The sequence below is a fragment of the Commensalibacter communis genome (assembly GCF_947179015.1).
In the GTDB taxonomy this organism is placed as follows: Bacteria; Pseudomonadota; Alphaproteobacteria; order Acetobacterales; family Acetobacteraceae; genus Commensalibacter; species Commensalibacter communis.
In genome coordinates this window covers 1-18,055 of record NZ_CAMXCM010000009.1, presented here as the reverse complement: position 1 = coordinate 18,055, position 18,055 = coordinate 1, and the positions used below count along the sequence as shown (strand labels likewise).

The 18,055-nt window shown below is 36.8% G+C and carries 14 protein-coding genes and 1 tRNA gene; 5 read left to right on the top strand and 10 right to left on the bottom strand.

All coding sequences use genetic code 11. The features are described from left to right. Positions 1-4: 4 nt before the first annotated feature. Both PQG54_RS10725 and PQG54_RS10720 read right to left on the bottom strand, forming a co-directional pair. On the bottom strand, positions 5-541 hold the full coding sequence (locus tag PQG54_RS10725) for a hypothetical protein (protein WP_271790584.1): 537 nt from the start codon (positions 539-541) through the stop codon (positions 5-7). A gap of 85 nt (positions 542-626) precedes the next feature. Then, the gene (locus PQG54_RS10720; RefSeq protein WP_271790596.1) at positions 627-1,934 is read right to left on the bottom strand and encodes an ammonium transporter; all 1,308 of its coding nucleotides are present in this window, start codon (positions 1,932-1,934) and stop codon (positions 627-629) included. Between the two features lie 398 nt (positions 1,935-2,332). Here PQG54_RS10720 and cysE point away from each other — a divergent pair, with 398 nt between their 5' ends. Next, on the top strand, positions 2,333-3,169 hold the full coding sequence (cysE, locus tag PQG54_RS10715) for a serine O-acetyltransferase (RefSeq protein WP_271790597.1): 837 nt from the start codon (positions 2,333-2,335) through the stop codon (positions 3,167-3,169). 29 nt (positions 3,170-3,198) lie between these two features. Then, a complete protein-coding gene (locus tag PQG54_RS10710) occupies positions 3,199-5,391 on the top strand; it encodes a KAP family P-loop NTPase fold protein (RefSeq protein WP_271790585.1) in 2,193 nt (730 codons plus the stop codon). Positions 5,392-5,429: 38 nt separating this feature from the next. Here the strand turns inward: PQG54_RS10710 and PQG54_RS10705 are convergent, their stop codons facing one another. The 3 genes from PQG54_RS10705 to rlmB form a co-directional block, all read right to left on the bottom strand. Then, on the bottom strand, positions 5,430-6,485 hold the full coding sequence (locus tag PQG54_RS10705; RefSeq protein ID WP_271790586.1) for a linear amide C-N hydrolase: 1,056 nt from the start codon (positions 6,483-6,485) through the stop codon (positions 5,430-5,432). A 65-nt stretch (positions 6,486-6,550) separates the two neighbouring features. Continuing rightward, complete coding sequence (locus PQG54_RS10700) at positions 6,551-7,708, bottom strand: glycosyltransferase family 61 protein (protein WP_271790587.1); 1,158 nt, start codon at positions 7,706-7,708, stop codon at positions 6,551-6,553. Positions 7,709-7,738: 30 nt separating this feature from the next. After that, positions 7,739-8,503 (bottom strand): 23S rRNA (guanosine(2251)-2'-O)-methyltransferase RlmB, encoded by a 765-nt coding sequence (gene rlmB, locus PQG54_RS10695; RefSeq protein WP_271790588.1) that lies wholly within the window; start codon positions 8,501-8,503, stop codon positions 7,739-7,741. 129 nt (positions 8,504-8,632) lie between these two features. Between rlmB and PQG54_RS10690 the strand changes: the two genes are divergently transcribed. The 3 genes from PQG54_RS10690 to PQG54_RS10680 all read left to right on the top strand — a co-directional run bounded on the left by PQG54_RS10690 (position 8,633) and on the right by PQG54_RS10680 (position 11,031). Beyond that, positions 8,633-8,718 (top strand) — tRNA-Tyr (locus tag PQG54_RS10690). Between the two features lie 598 nt (positions 8,719-9,316). After that, positions 9,317-9,766, top strand: a complete 450-nt coding sequence (locus PQG54_RS10685) for a LexA family protein (RefSeq protein WP_271790589.1) — start codon at positions 9,317-9,319, stop codon at positions 9,764-9,766. Then, the gene (locus tag PQG54_RS10680) at positions 9,763-11,031 is read left to right on the top strand and encodes a Y-family DNA polymerase (RefSeq protein WP_271790590.1); all 1,269 of its coding nucleotides are present in this window, start codon (positions 9,763-9,765) and stop codon (positions 11,029-11,031) included. The genes PQG54_RS10685 and PQG54_RS10680 overlap by 4 nt, the downstream gene beginning before the upstream one ends. Positions 11,032-11,505: 474 nt before the next feature. Here PQG54_RS10680 and PQG54_RS10675 read toward each other — a convergent pair whose 3' ends face one another. The 5 genes from PQG54_RS10675 to PQG54_RS10655 form a co-directional block, all read right to left on the bottom strand. Beyond that, entirely contained in the window at positions 11,506-13,638 is a 2,133-nt protein-coding gene (locus tag PQG54_RS10675; RefSeq protein ID WP_271790591.1) for a hypothetical protein, read from the bottom strand. Positions 13,639-13,743: 105 nt separating this feature from the next. Then, positions 13,744-13,902, bottom strand: coding sequence for a hypothetical protein (locus PQG54_RS10670; RefSeq protein ID WP_271802047.1), 159 nt, complete (start codon positions 13,900-13,902; stop codon positions 13,744-13,746). Then, positions 13,889-14,302, bottom strand: coding sequence for a hypothetical protein (locus PQG54_RS10665; protein ID WP_271790593.1), 414 nt, complete (start codon positions 14,300-14,302; stop codon positions 13,889-13,891). The genes PQG54_RS10670 and PQG54_RS10665 overlap by 14 nt, the downstream gene beginning before the upstream one ends. Further along, entirely contained in the window at positions 14,283-14,531 is a 249-nt protein-coding gene (locus PQG54_RS10660) for a hypothetical protein (protein ID WP_271790594.1), read from the bottom strand. Before PQG54_RS10660 ends, PQG54_RS10665 begins: the two co-directional genes overlap by 20 nt. Positions 14,532-14,625: 94 nt before the next feature. Continuing rightward, positions 14,626-18,055: hypothetical protein (locus PQG54_RS10655; protein WP_271807723.1), on the bottom strand; the 3,430-nt coding region annotated here is incomplete at its 5' end.

Below are 18,055 nucleotides of genomic sequence, written 5' to 3'. Positions count from 1 at the left end.
AAATTTATTTACCTGTGGCTGATTTTAAATGTTTATTACATTCGCTGTAATATCCACCACCTTTTTGAATCCATTTAAGACCACCATTTTTATTTGATGTTTTATTCAAATGATATTGCTTTTTACAGGTATTCATACGAGCAGTTCCCTCTTTTTCACTAGCGAATTGAGGATCAACTTTATCTGGGAAAACAACATCCCCGCTAACTACTGGTGCTTTTTCTGCTGCTTCTTTTTTAGTGGAATCTTTTTTAGCTGGTTCATTCGTTGCAGCTGCTGGCTTATCAGCTTTTGGGGCATTTGCTGCCACTGGTTTATCCGTTGATGCAGCAGCTTTTTGATCGCAATGTGCGGCTTTGAATTCTTTGAAATTCTTTTCTTTCAATGTATTGCTCTTTTTAGCTTCACTAAATTGCTCATAACATGCTTTTCCTTCTGCTGCATGTGCAGAATAAGAAAAACCAGCCATCGTACCAACAGTTAACGCAGCAACTGCAGCATATGATCCCAATACAGAAATTGGAGAAAGGAAATTTTTCATGGATTACCCTTTTGATGTAAAGAAAATTGCCCGATGAATAATGCTGTAATATTGATGAAAAGCATTATTCATTCGTTGATTAGAATTATGAGTTAATCTGCTCGTTATGTAAAGCCATATCCAATCCTTCGCGTTCTTCGTCTTGAGTAACACGTAAACCAACCAGCTTATCAATCACCTTTAATAAAACCCAAGAGACCACACCGCTCCAAATGATCGTCACAATAACGGCTTCAATTTGCGCAATTACCAATCCAACGGACGCTGAAATCCCTGCTGGATCAGATTCTGTGGCTGATAAAGGGCCGAATGCAAATACACCCGTTAAAATAGCACCAATAATACCACCAATACCATGCACACCAAACGCATCCAACGAATCATCATACCCTAATTTATGCTTCAAGTAAGAACAGCTCCAAAAACATGCTATACCACCAATAAAGCCCATTAATAATGCAGGCCCAGGTAAGACAAACCCTGCAGCTGGTGTAATCACCACAAGCCCCGCAATGGCACCAGAAACAATCCCCAAAACGGTTGGTTTCTTGCGCTTGATCCATTCAATACACATCCAACCAATACCACCTGATGCAGCTGCAATTTGAGTGACCAACATCGCCATCCCTGCACGTCCATTTGCACCTAACGCTGAACCCGCATTAAAGCCAAACCAACCCACCCATAACAAAGAAGCACCAATAACTGCATATCCCACATTATGAGGGGATAAGTCACGTTTACCAAACCCTATTCTTTTGCCAACCATGAGGGCACAAACCAAACCAGCCACCCCAGCATTAATATGCACCACAGTACCACCAGCAAAGTCAATTGCCCCTAACGCAGCCAACCATCCTGTTGAAGTCCAAACCCAATGCGCGATCGGCACGTAGGATAATAATCCCCATGCAAGACAAAATAAACATAATGCACTGAATTTCATTCGTTCCGCAACGGAACCAACCAAAATTGCCACAGAAATAATAATAAATGTCATTTGGAAAACAACATAAACACTTTGTGGAATAGTCATCATCACAGGTGCCGCGGTATCTGACCCCAGTACAAATCCTTTATCAATACCAAAATGATAATGGTCTAGAATCCCACCCAACATAAATTGAGAGAGATTCCCAATAAAAGGTGTTCCTGTGGTGAAAACAAGACTATATCCAATCACAACCCACAATATACTCATCATACAACAAATAGAAAAAGACTGCATCATCGTTGCCAGAACGTTTTTCTTTCTGACCATCCCCGCATAAAACAACGCCAAACCAGGAATAGTCATCAATAAAACCAACGCTGAGCTGATTAACATCCATGCTGTATCCCCTGTATCCAACGTTGGTGAAACAATCGTGGCACCATAAGCATGCATGGGCATTAAGCATAACAACCCAATCAACAAATAATTTCTTAGCCGCAAAATATTCAGAATTCTGCCCCTCATCGAATAAAATCCCCCTCTGAAATAATATGTATGAAAAATATAAAATCCCCAAACAACCCAAAATGATAATTATACTTCAATAAATAAATTGTTATTGATATATATGTTAATTCTAAACACGAAACTGTGATTGTGGGTAATATTTTTTTACCGAACCAATATAAAAATTAAATCTGTTTCTTAAAAATGACATATTATATAAACTGAAATATAGTAATAATATCTATTTACGCTTTATCTTAAAGATTTTTAAAAATAAATATTCCGAGGCTTTATTAATGAGTGATTCTTTATCGCGTTATCCATATCCTATTATTCCAGAACAAAACGCTATGAATAATCCACGCAATACGCTTGCTAGTGGTCCAGACAGTCATGAAATCAATCTGGATGCATTATGGATGAAAATAGTTGATGAGAGCCGTGCCTGTTGTGACCCTTTGTTGGCCAGTTTTTTTAATGCGTGCATTCATCGCCATCCTAATTTCTCAGCAGCGTTAGCGGATATTATCGGACGCAAATTGGGCGACACCTCTATTTCACCATCAGCCTTGACGCATCTAATTCAAGAAACCTATCAACTCAGCCCTCCTTTGGTCTCCGTTGCAGCGGCGGATTTAATTGCAGTCATGATGCGTGATGCAGCTTGTACAAACTTGGTGACGCCTTTTTTATTTTTTAAGGGATTTCATTCAATCCAAGCCCACCGCATTGCCCATTGGTTATGGAGACAAGAGCGTCCTTTCCTTGCGTTACATATGCAAAGCCGTATTTCCGAAGTCTTTGCGGTAGATATTCACCCCGCTGCAAGATTGGGTCAACGGGTTATGATTGACCATGCCACAGGTGTCGTCATTGGGGAAACGGCTGTCATCGAAGATGATGTTTCTATCTTACAAGCTGTAACCTTAGGTGGAACAGGAAAAGTCGAGCAAGATCGCCATCCAAAAGTTCGTCGTGGCGTCTTAATTGGTGCTGGTGCCAAAGTTCTGGGCAATGTAGAAATTGGGGAAGGGGCAAAGATTGGCGCTGGCTCTATTGTACTGCAAAATGTTTTGCCTTACACCACAGTCGTTGGCAATCCCGCCCGTCCAGTTGGGATCAAACACAAAGACATGCCTGGGATTTCAATGGATCTATCCCTGCCCCCGATTGATTATGTGATTTAACATCAATATAGTGCAAAAGGGTTCAGTATATGAATGATATATCTGCGAATAGTTTGTCCGCTGACAGCCCCATTACAGACCTAGCTGCTGATTGCTTAGGATACAGCCCTTTTGCAAAAAATATTGCGACGATTTTAGATAATGCCACCACCAGAGGAGATTGCTTAGTCCTTGGCATTCATGGGGAATGGGGTTCTGGGAAAACCTCGGCGATTAATTTAGTGATAGAACATTTAAAATGGATGCAAAGATATCGCCCAAAATATGCAAAATTCAAAATATTAAATGATTTATTTTTATATAAAACATTCGAACCAGATAGACCTTTACAGATCAAAGAAACCAAACCACGCACAACGATCATTCACTTTTCACCTTGGCTATTTTCTAATCAAGAAAATTTAACAACTGCATTTTTTCACGAGCTTGAAAAGCAACTTGATAACAGCTGGGACAATATCAAAGCGTTTTTGAAAACCATTGCTGCATTAACGTTACCTTCACTTGAAGCGCTTTCTTATCTAAATCCCGCGACCTCCAAAATGGTAGGAAATACCACACAACTCCTTATTAAAAACCTTCAAAAAAGACCTTCTTTAGAACAAACAAAGCGAGCATTAAATAAAGCTCTAAAAGCACAAAAGCGCCCCCTACTAATCATTATCGATGATATAGACCGCCTGCCTGCTGATGAAATGCGCCAAATTTTCAGACTGGTGAAATCCATAGCAGATTTGCCTTATGTGACTTATCTTTTAGGGTTTGATCGTAAAATTGTTGAAAGAGCACTTGAAAAAGATACCGATCCCGAAGGGCCTCAATGGATTGAAAAAATAGTGCAAGGCTCTTTTGATTTACCCCTCATCCTACAGCCCAGATTAGAATTGTACTTTATAGAAAAACTCAACAAGCAGTTAAATGATCTATATAAACTTTTATTTGACAATATAGAGCTATCTTTTTATCTATATCCATTTTTTAACATTCTTATATACAAACAGCTTAAAACACCTCGTCAAGTTAATCGCTTGATCAATAGCCTTACATTACAATGGATGGCAACCAAAAAATTTATTAATCCTTTTGATCTTATTTTCATTGAATCTTGTCGTTTATTTAGGCCTAAGCTCTATAGTTTAATTAAAAATAATAAACAAGATTTCTGTGGTCAAAATAGAACTTTCCTCGACCTTGTTTCAAAGCTTATCTTTCAGGAAGATTCTAAACAAGATATAGAATCCTTTAAAATATGTTTTCTTAATGAATCACCATACCCATTAATGAAATCCAAGAGAATTTCGTCTGAAAAATATTTTGAAAATTACTTTTTATATGATCAAAATCCAGCCTTCTTGCCTGTAGAAGAAACAGAAATTATTGATGATCTCTTATCTCAAAACAACACTGAAGAAATTATTAAAATTATAATTCAAAACATAAATGAAAAGTTGGAAGGAGGCTATCCTAAAAATTTAGCGTTATTGGACGAATGGCAAGAAAATATTCGTCAATTTGAAAATAATGAGTTAAAGAACGTTCTGACTATTATAACCGCGACACATAATCAAATTTGTGTAAAAAACCGATTGGCAGCAACAAAATCAAATGCGCTTTTTTTAGATATTTGCAAGATATTTTCATATGAAAAGGAATTTGATACTTTTATTCCCAAACTATATAAACAATATCCACTTTCTAACCTTTTAATACATTATATTCAAAATTGTAAATATGTAAGACTAAATGGATATATAGAAGATAATATAATCTCAAATTTTTTAGATGAAAATATAACTATTCTGCAAAGCATAAAAGAAATTTACAAAGAAAAAATCACAGAACTAGAAAATAATAAAGGTCTAAAGGCCATATCCCACAATTTAATATTTTTAATAACTGCTGCTACAGAGACAGAAGCTTCAGGAAAATATAGAGGTGTTTGGATTCAAGAAAAAATAAAAGATAATGAAGAAAATGCATTATGTATTATCAAAAGCATAACTCTAGATCCAGTTAGCGGCATTTCTTTACATGAAAATTTTCAATCCAAACGTTACTATGGTCCTAGCTCTCTAATTCACAACAATGTTAACCTTCATCCTCTCTTTAATGCCGCAATATCTATACACAAAAATAGCAATAATGAAGAGAGTAAACAAATAGTTCATGCATTTTTAGTAGCTTATCAATACCCCGTTGATAATTTAATAACACATAACTAATTTCATCTCCTCTCTTCTCGAGAGGAGCTTACAAAAACCTACTTGACACCATTGATCGGCAGAAATTTAAACATTTTTTCCTCTTTAAACGATGCGGTGGCGTTGCCAGAGAAAATGTTGGTTTGGTCTTTGCCAAGGTCTAGTTTTTTAACTTTGCCTGATTTTTCAGAGAAATCGATTTGATTTAGATCAACCCAGAATATATTGGGCGTTAGTGCGGATTCAAAATAATAGCGTTTATTTTGCTGATCCGCCAAGGTGCGCCATCTAGTTGAGGAAATATTGGGCTCGTTTTCTGTATTAATCCCAAACGGCACAGACGCATTTCGGATCACACTAAACACACCTGCCACCGCAGTACGATCATCAAGTTTCTTGGGAATAGCATTAATATAAAAAGAAGCTCTGGCAAAACGATCCGCAGCACGGTTGGTTCCAGGCAGCATCACTGTTCCCCCGATGGATTTCCAATAGGCATCCAACGCCAATTGCTGGTCAAATGTAGGGGAGTTCGTCAGCACTTGATATTTGCGATTATGGTGAATGATTTGTTTGCCATCAATATATTCGATAATGGCACTGTCGCCTGTTGGATCAGAAATAGACATGTGTAAACTGGCCATTCTTTTCTCGCCTGGGACAGTGTCCGTTATCACAGTAAACGGTTCTTTTTCCAAAGCGGCAACCGCTTCATCAACGGTGGCAAAATTATCCAATACATATTGCCCCCATACAGAAATCGATAAAGTTGGCTTATCTTTGACAGGTGTGGGATAGACGGACTCTACTAACCACAGCATATTCACATCCAGACCTTTTTCATTCATTCCGTCTGTGGTTGCAATATCATATCCCGTGGCAATCACGCTGCCATATTTAGACTTCCAATGGATTGTTTTGTCGCCCGTGGCACCGTCTCTATCCATTCCTTGGGGGAGTATCCATAAATTCGTTCCAACGTCCCGCTTCCAATCCATAGATCGTGCAGTGATAATTTGATTATTATCGCCTAAATAAACAGCCCTAGTGCAAGCAAAACTGGTCGAAGAAAACAAACAAGCCCCTGCAATAACAGCATTCAGTAATTGACGCATGATCTACCCCTTTGATTCCCAATACAGTTTTATTATAACATAATCGCCGAATAAAAAATTACAATTTATTCTGTGATGAATTCTTCCAGCTCGTCCAATCTTTTAGAAACAAAATCAATATCAAGCCTGTTGACCCATGCGCTGAGATGATCTGGTTGGTTATGATCAACACCCGTATCGAATTTATCAGCCCAATATCTTAATTGACCTTGTAGAGACATCGTCAGGAAACAAGGATTATCATGATGGCTGGGGATCAATTCATAAATAACAGTGTTGGGTTTACAAAAAGCAATATTAGACAGCCCAGCCCCTAGTAGTGCCACCACAATATTAGCTTGTTGAAAGATTATAATTTGCTCATCAATGCTATATTTTTCAGGATCAAGGATAAAATATCCTCTTGCCTCTAGTAACTCAATCAACTCACCTTCATTACTTAAATGGCGATGCTCTTTGTTAGCACGGCTAATATAAATCTTATCGTGACATAATTCTGGGGTAACAGGAATTTTTACAGTCTCGACCATCGCTTCATACGCTTGAACCGATAATTTAGAGTCAATAAAATCTGCCTCACCTGTCGCCAATTCATAATATATCAAAGATAGAAAGAAATATTGTTGATCTTTTTTTACTTTGAGACATTGGGATAATTCTATGCCCAGCAACTCCAAGGTACGCTGTTGCCAAGAGGTCAACTCCATCGGAATGAGATATTTACCTTGTATGCCCGATTGTTTCGCTGCGTAAAACGCAGGGATCGCATGGGCTAACCAATGAAAATAATTATCTTCCCAATGGTCAAAGCAGCAAAAAACAGATTCTTGATCTTCATGAATAATCAAACGATCAGAGTGAACAGACAAAGAGCGTAATAACTCACCATTGATAAAGTGACTGCTATTAACGATAGTTCTGTTATCTTTGAAAAAAACTTTGTAATAAACGTCTAAAACAACGTTTTGTAAGCGATAACAATAAATCGGCTTGGCAGCACTTTTCCAGTTCGAAAACGGGTAATAATGTTGGTTCGATAAACGCTCAACGCCCGACCATTTTAATTGACCATCACATAATTCACAAAATTCAACTTCAACTTGTTCTTGTGCAACATCGGCAAGGTATAACTCCTTTGGTTCTGATTCTAAAATTACTTCCTTGGAATCCTTCTGCGCTATAAACTGTTTTTTTATTGCAGAAAAAAGCGATTTTAACCCCATAGAATTATACCTAGATAATGAGAACAAAGACTAGAAGAAATGACGTGTGATCTCATATAGAGCAATCGCACCAGCCACAGACACATTTAAACTGTCAATATCGCCCGTCATCCGCAAACTGGCTATTTCATCGCAATTTTTCTTGGTCAACTGCCTGATCCCTGCGCCCTCTGCCCCCAAAACCAACACAACACGGCGTTTCACAAAGTCAGCACCATTCAACAAATTCCCATGTGCATCCAATCCAACCGCCCACAAACCTGCTTCTTTCAACTTGGTCAATTCACGGGAAAGATTAACCGCACGCATAATGGGAATAGTATCCAACCCACCAGAAGCTGCCTTGGCCATAACACCACTTTCATCAGGAGAATGACGATCTTGTAAAATCACCCCAGCCGCACCAAAAGCCACCGCAGAACGTAAAATCGCCCCAATATTCCGTGGATCAGTAACTTGATCCAGCATTAAAATAGGCCCTTCACGCTCTAACATATCCTCTATACTAGCGCTGCCTAACGGCATTACATGTAGCGCAATCCCTTGGTGCACAGCCTCTTTGCCACAGATTTGATCCAACACGGGACGTTCAACAATTTCATGTCCTGTTTTAAGCGGCATTTCCAATTTTGAAGTCACGGTTTCATACGCATCAGACGTTGCCACTAAACGCATTTTTTGACGTTTACGATTTAATAACGCAGCTTGTACTGCATGTTGCCCATACAACCAAAAACCACCCTTTATATTATAATTCGTATTGTTATTTGTATTGGGACGAGGTCTTCTATTCATGGATTATCAATCTTTAAAATTATTAAAAATCAAACTTTATAAAAAAAAACAAAATTTCTCCAGCGAAAAGTTATTTATCTTGTTGACAATTGATTAACAAACCTGTTATTAACCTTCTATCTTGATTACGGAGGGGTGCCCGAGTGGCTAAAGGGGGCGGACTGTAAATCCGCTGACGTACGTCTACGTTGGTTCGAATCCAACCCCCTCCACCATCCATGTTATGTAACATGTTGATTTCAGTATCTTTTAATAAATTGTCATTTACTTTTAATAATAAGATTAACTTTTATATCATAACGAAAAATTTTACCCATTCTCGTAAGTAAATATACACATCTTAACCAATCCTTTTCGTTTAATTGCTTCTATGCATCAATATTATTCACAAGACTAATTCTATTTTCTTTCTAGATTCTTATTCTTGATTCTTTACAAAAGACGAATTCGATACAAGGCTTTATTTCCTTAAATTCTGTTGACGATAATCGTACGATTTACGATCATATTTCATCCCATTTATTCTCTCAAATAATATAATTTTATATTATACACAGAGTTACTAACAGTTTTATCCACAAAAAATAAAAACAAAATTTTAAAATAACCATATTGATGGCTGTTATATTGTTTCCTTATCCCATAGTTCGATGTCATTCAATGAGGATCACGTTTAGTATTATGGCGACATATGCAGCTTGATTAAATGGCCTCACAAGTTCAATTTAAATTCTTAAAAAACCATCCAAAAAATTGATTGAATTCCATCGATTGAAAACCATATATAGCTCATTGTTATTATTCGAGGTTTATATGGTTGAAACAACTGCTCTGTCTGTTCATAACATTGCAGACAAAACAATTAAGACCTTTATCACCCATATCGAAATTATCGTTCGGGCTGGTTTTCCTTCCCCTGCTGGGGATTATATTGAAAATAAACTAGACCTGACCGACCATTTAATCAGTCATCCAGCTGCAACTTATTATATTCGAGTATCTGGTGATTCAATGATGGATTATGGTATATTTGACCATGATTTGCTGATCGTTGATCGATCATTAGAGCCTCATCAAGGTGATATTGTTATTGTTGCTTTGGATGGGGAATTAACGTGCAAATTATTAGCCTTTAAAAATAACACCCCTTATCTTAAATCAGGTAATCCAGACTATCCCCCCATAGAGATGAAGGATAAAGAAATTTATATTTGGGGTGTCGTCATTCATAATATACATTCTTTTCGAAAACGTCATCCATGATTGGTCTGATTGATTGCAATAATTTTTATGCATCTTGTGAGCGGGTGTTTAACCCTGAGCTAGAAGGAAAACCAATCGGTATTTTATCGAATAATGATGGTTGTGTTATTGCTCGGTCTAATGAGTTAAAACCGTTAGTACCGATGGCAATGCCAGCCTTTAAAATTCCGCCTCATATCAAAAAACAAATTACCTTACTCAGCTCCAATTATGAACTTTATGGGGATATGAGCCAAAGAGTATTTTCTATTGTTCAAGATTACATTATTGATACCGAACTTTATTCTATTGATGAAGCATTCTTACACCTACAACACCAACGTAATCCGGTTGAATATTGTCGCAATCTAAGAAAAATAATACGTCAAAGCACAGGCATCCCAGTTTGTGTGGGTATCGCCCCCACACGAACCCTAGCCAAAATTGCCAACCATATTGCGAAAAAGAAAGTGGGCTCTCAAGGAGTTTATTATTTAGATCCAAATGCGTCTGATTTTATAGAACAACTAGAACAACTCCCAATTTCCGAGATTTGGGGTATTGGTCGTCAATTATCCGCTAAATTAAGCAATATGGGCATTCGAACAGCATGGCAACTAAGGAATTTTGATGCTCATTTTATTGGTAAACAATTCTCAGTTGTTTTAGAGCGCACTATTTTAGAGTTACGTGGCATTGCTTGTATTGAATTAGAAGACATACACACACCAAAAAAGAATATCATGACTTCTCGCAGTTTTGGAAAAGCGACAAATAATATTGATGACCTACACGATGTCATTCGCCTGCATGCCAGCAGAGGGGCTGAAAAGCTGCGCACTCAACAATCCTTGGCACAAGCAATCTTAGTTTTTTTGAGAACCAACCGTTTTGGTGAACAACAATCACAATATCATCCATCGATCGTTATTCCATTACTCTATCCAACCAACGATACACGCCATATCATTACAGCCGCTCAAGAAGGGGTTTGCCGTATATTCAAAGAAGATTACTCCTATCAAAAAGCAGGTGTAATGATGCTGGATATCGTCGATCAAAATAAAAGACAGTTAGATTTTTTTAGTCAAACCGAAGATACAGAAACAAAAACGCGCAGCAATCAACTAATGTCCACTCTTGATACAATTAATAAAAAAATGGGCAGAAATACCATCAGCTTTGGTGGCATCAACACCAATGCCCAATGGAACCTTAAACGTGATCTATTAAGCCAACGATATACAACCCGTTGGGATGAGCTACCTGTGGTTAAGATGATGTAAATATGAATAGATTTCAAAATTAAAATATGTCATGCATAAAACTATGCATCATATCAGAACCCTGACATTATGTTCCTAAAAAAACTCATAACATTTTCGTATCAAAATATACTCAGGATAATAGCTGATAATAATTATGTTTTGATGCAAATTTAAATCTTGCCAAACATAATGATAAGTAAAAAACTCCATTTTGATTGCACGCACTACTGGTTTTTTACCAATTACATTTTCAATAAGTGCTTCACTCTGTGTATCTTTCTGCTAACCAAATCCTATGAATTGATCAAATGTATGATGCATTCTACTAAGACGAGTATATTACAAGTGGATTTCACCGCTTCTCGTTTCAAATGAGAAGTATAAATTCCACTTGTGACTTTGACTATATTTAATTTCGCTTATGATTTGGAACATAAAAGAACCACCTTAACAGGTGGTTCTTAAAATTCACTAATTTACTAAAACCGATTATTAGAAATCAGATAAGGCAACTCGTTTCCATTTATTAGCAGCAACACAAACATAATGATAATTAACATCATCTTTGAAATCACCCGCACTACAAGCCTCAGATGACGAAGATGGTGTTGAAAGTTGCTCATGAAATTTCGTGGCAGATACTTGTTGTGTCACAGTTAAACTTTTACCATAATATCCATTCACACCCCGGATATTAGCACCGTCAGCCAACTCACTGCCAATCAAGAGGTCGCCACGTGTATCTGGTTTTCCTGCCGCTTGATCGTCGCTAGTATAGTTGCTTGAATCTAAAGTTAAATAAACCCCCTTAGAGTCATCATTATTTTTAAATAATATTTTTTTACTAGCTGATATTGATAAACCCTGTTTCATCGTTGGATAAATATTAAAAAATGAATCTCTTATCCCAAACCTAACCAGAGGTTGGGCATTCTCGATTGAGGAAGCTGTGTGTATATTGTAAAAATCAAAACCACCATAAGCATTAGTTGAATCAATATTCGTAAATTCAGTATGAGCATTGCCTGGATAATACTCATTCCACGTTTGCATTGTCCCTTGCCCATTAACGCTTTTTTGAGCTGGGTCATAGCTAGCCGAGGCAGTAAAAATTCGCTTATGAAAAAATGCGTTTTCTTCAGCATATATCTGTTTTGCGAAACTGACTGAACCATCTCCTTCTTGGCATAACCCTTGATTAGAATCAGATCCCAGCAAACAAACCCCACCATAATGAGCGCCATTATAATTAAAAGCGATTGAACCCATACGTGATCCTTTGTATAGTCCTTTTTTACGATCACGTTGACTGTCAACATCCATTACTAAACGTACACCATAATCAGACCAATTTTTTGCACCAGCAACCTCCGTATTGACAATAGTGCTCATATGAAGAATATGACCACCCGGCACACGGCTAGCAAAAGAACTCATAATATGATTTGAACCTAGAACAACAGAGCTTGTGCTATTTCCTTTTACATCAAAAGGTAGTGGTGGACCATTTCCCCCTATGAATGTGCTAAATCCAGAGAACTCTAGTGCATCCCCACCCATTTGTGCAACATAAGCCTTTGGCAATCCGTCTGGACCATTAACAAGATAAGCAAAGCTGTCCTCTGCTAATGCATTTGGATCACAATTTGGACGGCACTCAAAAGAGGTCACCCAACCATGAAAGAGTAAGCTCTTAGGTTTCGTCCAATCATGTGCACGAAAATCAAACTCTTCTCTTTGGAAGGAGTTGGCTACTGCAGTTGCTTTATCACCTAATACTTTTGTACCATCTGCAGTTAGAAATTCGTTCTCAGCCATTACTCCATTAGGTACACCTACAAATATCATTGGCACTTTATATTCAGAGAGCTGATTATCTAAATAATTCATATCAGGAATTTGACCATCTGATTTGTCATTTTTTCCTGGAACTGCCCAATCATAAACATAAATATGGTTTGCGTCCCAAGATTTTATAAATCCCCAATACCGTTTAGGTCTTATAAAATCACCTTTACTGACTATTGTAGGATCAATGACATTTGTTGCCACATACATCCCAACATGTAGTTGTGACATTTCCGCATTTGTCATTGGAGAAGATAAATTCACCACACCTGAACCAAAGGAGGCAGCTTGCGCAACAACCCTAGCTGATGAATTTTCATCAAAATGATAAAAACCAACAGTAGTCATATCATTTCTAGATATAGCAGTGGCACCTCCACGATAATCTTTTCCAGAAATTGCTGCCTGTCCACTGCCACCACTCATGCCCCCAGCTGATGAAAAAACACATAATGTACAGCCTGCATTATAATTACTATAAGGTCTTCCATAAATAGAAAGACCTGTAGGGACAAGATGCTTATTGCTATCATAATCCCCACCAAACTGCACCATTTCTTTTCCTAATGTAAATGATGATGTTGCATCAGGAACCATTTTAATCAATGGACGGTTGATAATAGACCCATCCACAGCTTGATATTGTGTCGCAATTTTGATTTGTGACGCTTGAATATTATTGTTACTCTTATAGTCCTTTGCTTGCGCAAGGAATATAAAAGTTGCACAAGACAACAATAATCCTACACCAATACTCGAAAAAAGTTTAAAATTCATGGTTGTATCCTGATGGTATATTTAATCATAAATAAAAAATGTTATTTAAAATAATTAACAACATTATTACATCATTATTTAAAAACATTAATAATTAAATTTTATTCACTTCCCCCGCCAGACTTTAATGAGTGCACAGATTGCGCGGATTACCAAAGATAGTGGGATACAAACGGCAATGACTGGAATGACCCACGGATCGTGGATTTTGATCCATTCAGCATTGCTTTCCCACCACCAGCGCAAGATTTCAAAGAAGTTCATAATGTTTCTCTATCCCCCTTACAATTCGATACAAGGCATAGAGGTTGACTACTGCAAAAACGCCCCATGCGACCAAGCTGAAGTGCCATTGTCCATAAATGAGGATATTTAAAAATCCCCATATCAAGAGTGAGGACGCGAAGAATGCTGCTATCCCTCTGCCGATTATGCTTTCACAGCGCAAAGCGATAAATTGAAATAAACCAAATACAATAAACAGCCATTGCCACACATCAAAAGGCAATATCTTCAAAAATCCATCAATAAAAGATCGTTGAATAATAAAACTATTGGGAATACACAACCCATATATTCCAACAACCATCAACAAAACAGAACTCCACCACTCTGCAAACCAATGATCGTGTGCTTTCATCGAACTAATTAATCTTCTGACCATCTTTAGCCTCCACTTTTGTAACAGACGGCGTCTTAAACGATGCTAGTATGTAAATCAGTTTCCATAATTTGTGTGATTGACTGGCTTGATCTGGTATTTTCCAAAATCGCATAATCAACGTGCAAATGGTCACCATCGTCGTCAAAACCGCAACAATATTCCCCGCAACGTCCCCTGGAATTATACCCAGTAAATATTGAAAACATTGCACTATTAAATCATTATCCATCTCTCTTCCCCTTTATAAAAAAGGCATAAAAAAAGACGCTATCGCGCCCCGTTTTATGCCTAATTCTTTCTATTCGATAGTGATATGGATTATATTATTCTTTCCATACTTGCATGATAACTTTGCTACCTCGTTTAAATAACTCGACGAAATAAAGATTATCATCTGGAGTAGTTGTATTCCAAAACCACATTTTTCTATGTTCATGATCTACAGTAATACCCAAATCAGGAATAGACACGAAAGAAGCCGTCAATGTAGCGTCTACTAATTGGTTCCCGTTGCCTGTTGCAGCATATAAACATTCATGAAAACCACTCACTTTAATAGTACCAGAAGTGGTTGCCAGACTGATTCCGCCTGTTGCTCCTGCAATTAATTTTACTTTAAATGTATCAACAATAATTTCACTGCTATCATTTGCTATATCACCAATATATTTTTGTTTAACTGGAATATTAGACCATGATTTATTTGTAGCATTATATACAGAAGGTAATTTACTAGAATTTAAAGCAACTGCCCCATCTTGTATTATAGAGTCAGAAGTTAAATCGCTAATTTTTCCTAAGTTTACTGCACCGGTTGAAACTAATGGACCATCAAAATAATAATTATTTAAATTTACAAATGTATTTCTATTATACATTTGAAAGACATTGTAATTTGGAAAAAGTCCCGCAGATCTAGAATCAGTATATTGTTTATTAGCAATATTATCTAAGGCAGTTTGTTTCCTTGTCGGATCCGATATTTCATTAGCAATATCTGTTTCGATTTGCTTTCTTTCTGCTGCGGTTCTGGTCTTTTCAAAATATCTTTGAGTAATCCCATTATTTTTGGTTCTTGCGCCATAAGTAGCTCCCCACATATTTGGAAAGTTAATATATGTATTCCAACTATCTATGAACTCTAATCTATAGATTTTAGCACTAGTCGCTATCAGATTTTCAGCTCTTTGCCCATCGATAATGACATTAACCCATTTAGAACCATCCCACCAACAAGGCTTTTTAGAATTGGTATCAAAAGATTGCGTTCCAACTTCGATATTTGCTGTATCTGGTAATGTAATTTTTTTATCAGCAGGAATATAAGGAACTCCCAATGTTCTTCCCTTTGTAACATCATCAGTATCTACATCCCAAATAACCGGAGTAATAAAACCATCTTGTTTGGTATCATCGTCGGATTTAGTAAAATAATTTGTAGAAAACCCAACAGTACCAGCCATATAATGCGAAGTAATCGTTTTTACATCATCATAATCATATTGTGTTTTAATCACAATATCAGATATTTTCTTAGGTACCATTCTAAATAATCTTGAAGAAAAATACCAAGGGTCTCTAGTGTTATATGATGTCAAACTATCATCTACGTTGATAGAATCATGACCCAATATTTTTGTAACACTTTGCGCAAAAAGTGTTTGACTACTAGCCTGACGAGCTCCTTTCAATGCATAAGTTTTAATACCAATAGCATTTTTACCATCAACAGATCGGCATGTATATGGAGATTGAAAAATATCAATACCATCATATTCCAAATAATCCCAACCGTTATTATTTTTTAATGAAAAATCGCTATTACCATCACCAAAAATCTTAAATCGTTCGAAATTTAAATACGATGTTTGAACATATCTCTCCAAGATGCCAGCCGGTTGCGCGAGTGTATAAGTATCAATAAGTTTAGCATCATAGCTATTTATATTACTCCTAGCATAACCACTTACAATAACTTGACCGTTTAAATATATACCCTGTGCAGATATATTAAAATGCGTACCTTTCGTTTCTTTTTTTCCATACCGGTCAATTTGTTCCCTACCTACCATAAACGAAAAAGTATCATCTTTTACACTGAATATTGTATTCGTATTCAACTCACTGACGTTTGATTCATTATCTGTATATTCATTTGGAACTATTGTGTTAAGATATATACTTTTCGTTGTTAAATTACCCTGTCCGTCGGATTTAATTAATCCATTATCAGAATTGATTGATTTGACGTTGAGATCGACAGTTCCATCATTAACAACATATTGAGATAAATCGGTAAGGATCTGATCTCCTCTTGAAATATTTGCATGATAAATAGGGAATGTTATTCCAAACATAGAAGAGCTGCCAATATGTTTTAGAAATAAAATATCACCATAGTATAATGTAACGACTAACTGCCTCATTTTTTCAGCAGTTGAACCATCACTCATAGAAGTATCCCCATTCACCATTGGGACATACAATCTAATTTGAATACCATACTTGTTAAATTCATCAGCATTAGCTGTCGGAACAGAATCTACTGATATTTTAATAATGTTTCCTTCTGCGATATCATTGTTATTTGCTATATCTATAACTTTGTTATCAGACAGCAATTCGCCAACCATCTTAACATCAGAAATCTTATTATTTTTTACTTTTTCGATAAAATTATCTGACGTAGCGTCTGAAACAGAAACAACTTTAATACTATTATCCAATAGATTTTCTAGAGTTTGTCCAGAAGCTCCAACCAACGCGCTCTCATTAATAGATTTCACATTCAGATCAGCAGTTCCGTTGTTAACACAGGTTTCAATCCATTGATTACCGTCCCACCAACAGGGTTTTTTGGTATTGATATCAAAAGATTGCGTGCCGATTGCGATAGTTGTTGTATCTGGTAGTGTATCCTTTTTATCAGCAGGGATATAAGGAACACCTAAAGCTCTTGCTTGTGCAGAGTCATCAGTATCAGTATCCCAAATAACAGGGGTAATAAACCCATCATCGTCACCTGTAAAATAATCTGTTGCTAACCCAATAGTACCAGCCATATAGTTATTGGTAATACCAGAAACACCAAGATTTCTATTTAATTTTATATTATTGAGCTTTTGAGGATTCATCCTTAAAGTTCTAGAACCATAATACCAAGGATTTTCTGGATCACCATAAAAACTGCCACCATACTTTACAGTATCGTGCCCTAAGAAACCTTCTGTACCAATAATAGTCATCCTTTTCCTAGTTGGCTCTATATCAACAAATTCTCCTTTATCAGCATCCCATTTTTGATATAATATTGTATCAAATAAAAGGTTCATACTGTAATCGCCAATTAAGCCTCGTAACCCCCCAGTAGATAAAAATGTTTCATATTGCAACTCTTGGGTTGAATTTTGATAAAAGATTCTATTGTCTAATGTTTTCCATGCATAGAATGATAAATAAGGTGCTTTCCCATAGTAAATGTCACCCAAATCGTAGTCTGTAGTGCTTGAATACACACCGCCATTTTCAGATGAAAAATGCTGTACAGCAAGTTTTCCATTTCCGTTGGATTTAATTTGTCCATTATCGGAAGTGATTGATTTGACATTTAAATCGACGGTTCCGTCATTTGTGTAACTTTCGCCTTTATCGCCCTTTTCGCCTTGGATACCTTGTTCACCCTTTTCTCCCTTATCTCCTTTTGGGATGGTGAAGTTTACGATGACATCGCTTGATGTTCCGACATTTTCGACG

Coding starts and splice junctions, on each gene's coding strand:
- PQG54_RS10725 (WP_271790584.1), bottom strand. CDS start 541: ATGAAAAATTTCCTTTCTCCAATTTCTGTATTGGGATCATATGCTGCA.
- PQG54_RS10700 (WP_271790587.1), bottom strand. CDS start 7,708: ATGGGGTTAAAATCGCTTTTTTCTGCAATAAAAAAACAGTTTATAGCG.
- PQG54_RS10685 (WP_271790589.1), top strand. CDS start 9,317: ATGGTTGAAACAACTGCTCTGTCTGTTCATAACATTGCAGACAAAACA.
- PQG54_RS10705 (WP_271790586.1), bottom strand. CDS start 6,485: ATGCGTCAATTACTGAATGCTGTTATTGCAGGGGCTTGTTTGTTTTCT.
- PQG54_RS10665 (WP_271790593.1), bottom strand. CDS start 14,302: ATGGTCAGAAGATTAATTAGTTCGATGAAAGCACACGATCATTGGTTT.
- PQG54_RS10680 (WP_271790590.1), top strand. CDS start 9,763: ATGATTGGTCTGATTGATTGCAATAATTTTTATGCATCTTGTGAGCGG.
- rlmB (WP_271790588.1), bottom strand. CDS start 8,503: ATGAATAGAAGACCTCGTCCCAATACAAATAACAATACGAATTATAAT.
- PQG54_RS10660 (WP_271790594.1), bottom strand. CDS start 14,531: ATGGATAATGATTTAATAGTGCAATGTTTTCAATATTTACTGGGTATA.
- cysE (WP_271790597.1), top strand. CDS start 2,333: ATGAATAATCCACGCAATACGCTTGCTAGTGGTCCAGACAGTCATGAA.
- PQG54_RS10675 (WP_271790591.1), bottom strand. CDS start 13,638: ATGAATTTTAAACTTTTTTCGAGTATTGGTGTAGGATTATTGTTGTCT.
- PQG54_RS10720 (WP_271790596.1), bottom strand. CDS start 1,934: ATGCCCATGCATGCTTATGGTGCCACGATTGTTTCACCAACGTTGGAT.
- PQG54_RS10710 (WP_271790585.1), top strand. CDS start 3,199: ATGAATGATATATCTGCGAATAGTTTGTCCGCTGACAGCCCCATTACA.
- PQG54_RS10670 (WP_271802047.1), bottom strand. CDS start 13,902: ATGAACTTCTTTGAAATCTTGCGCTGGTGGTGGGAAAGCAATGCTGAA.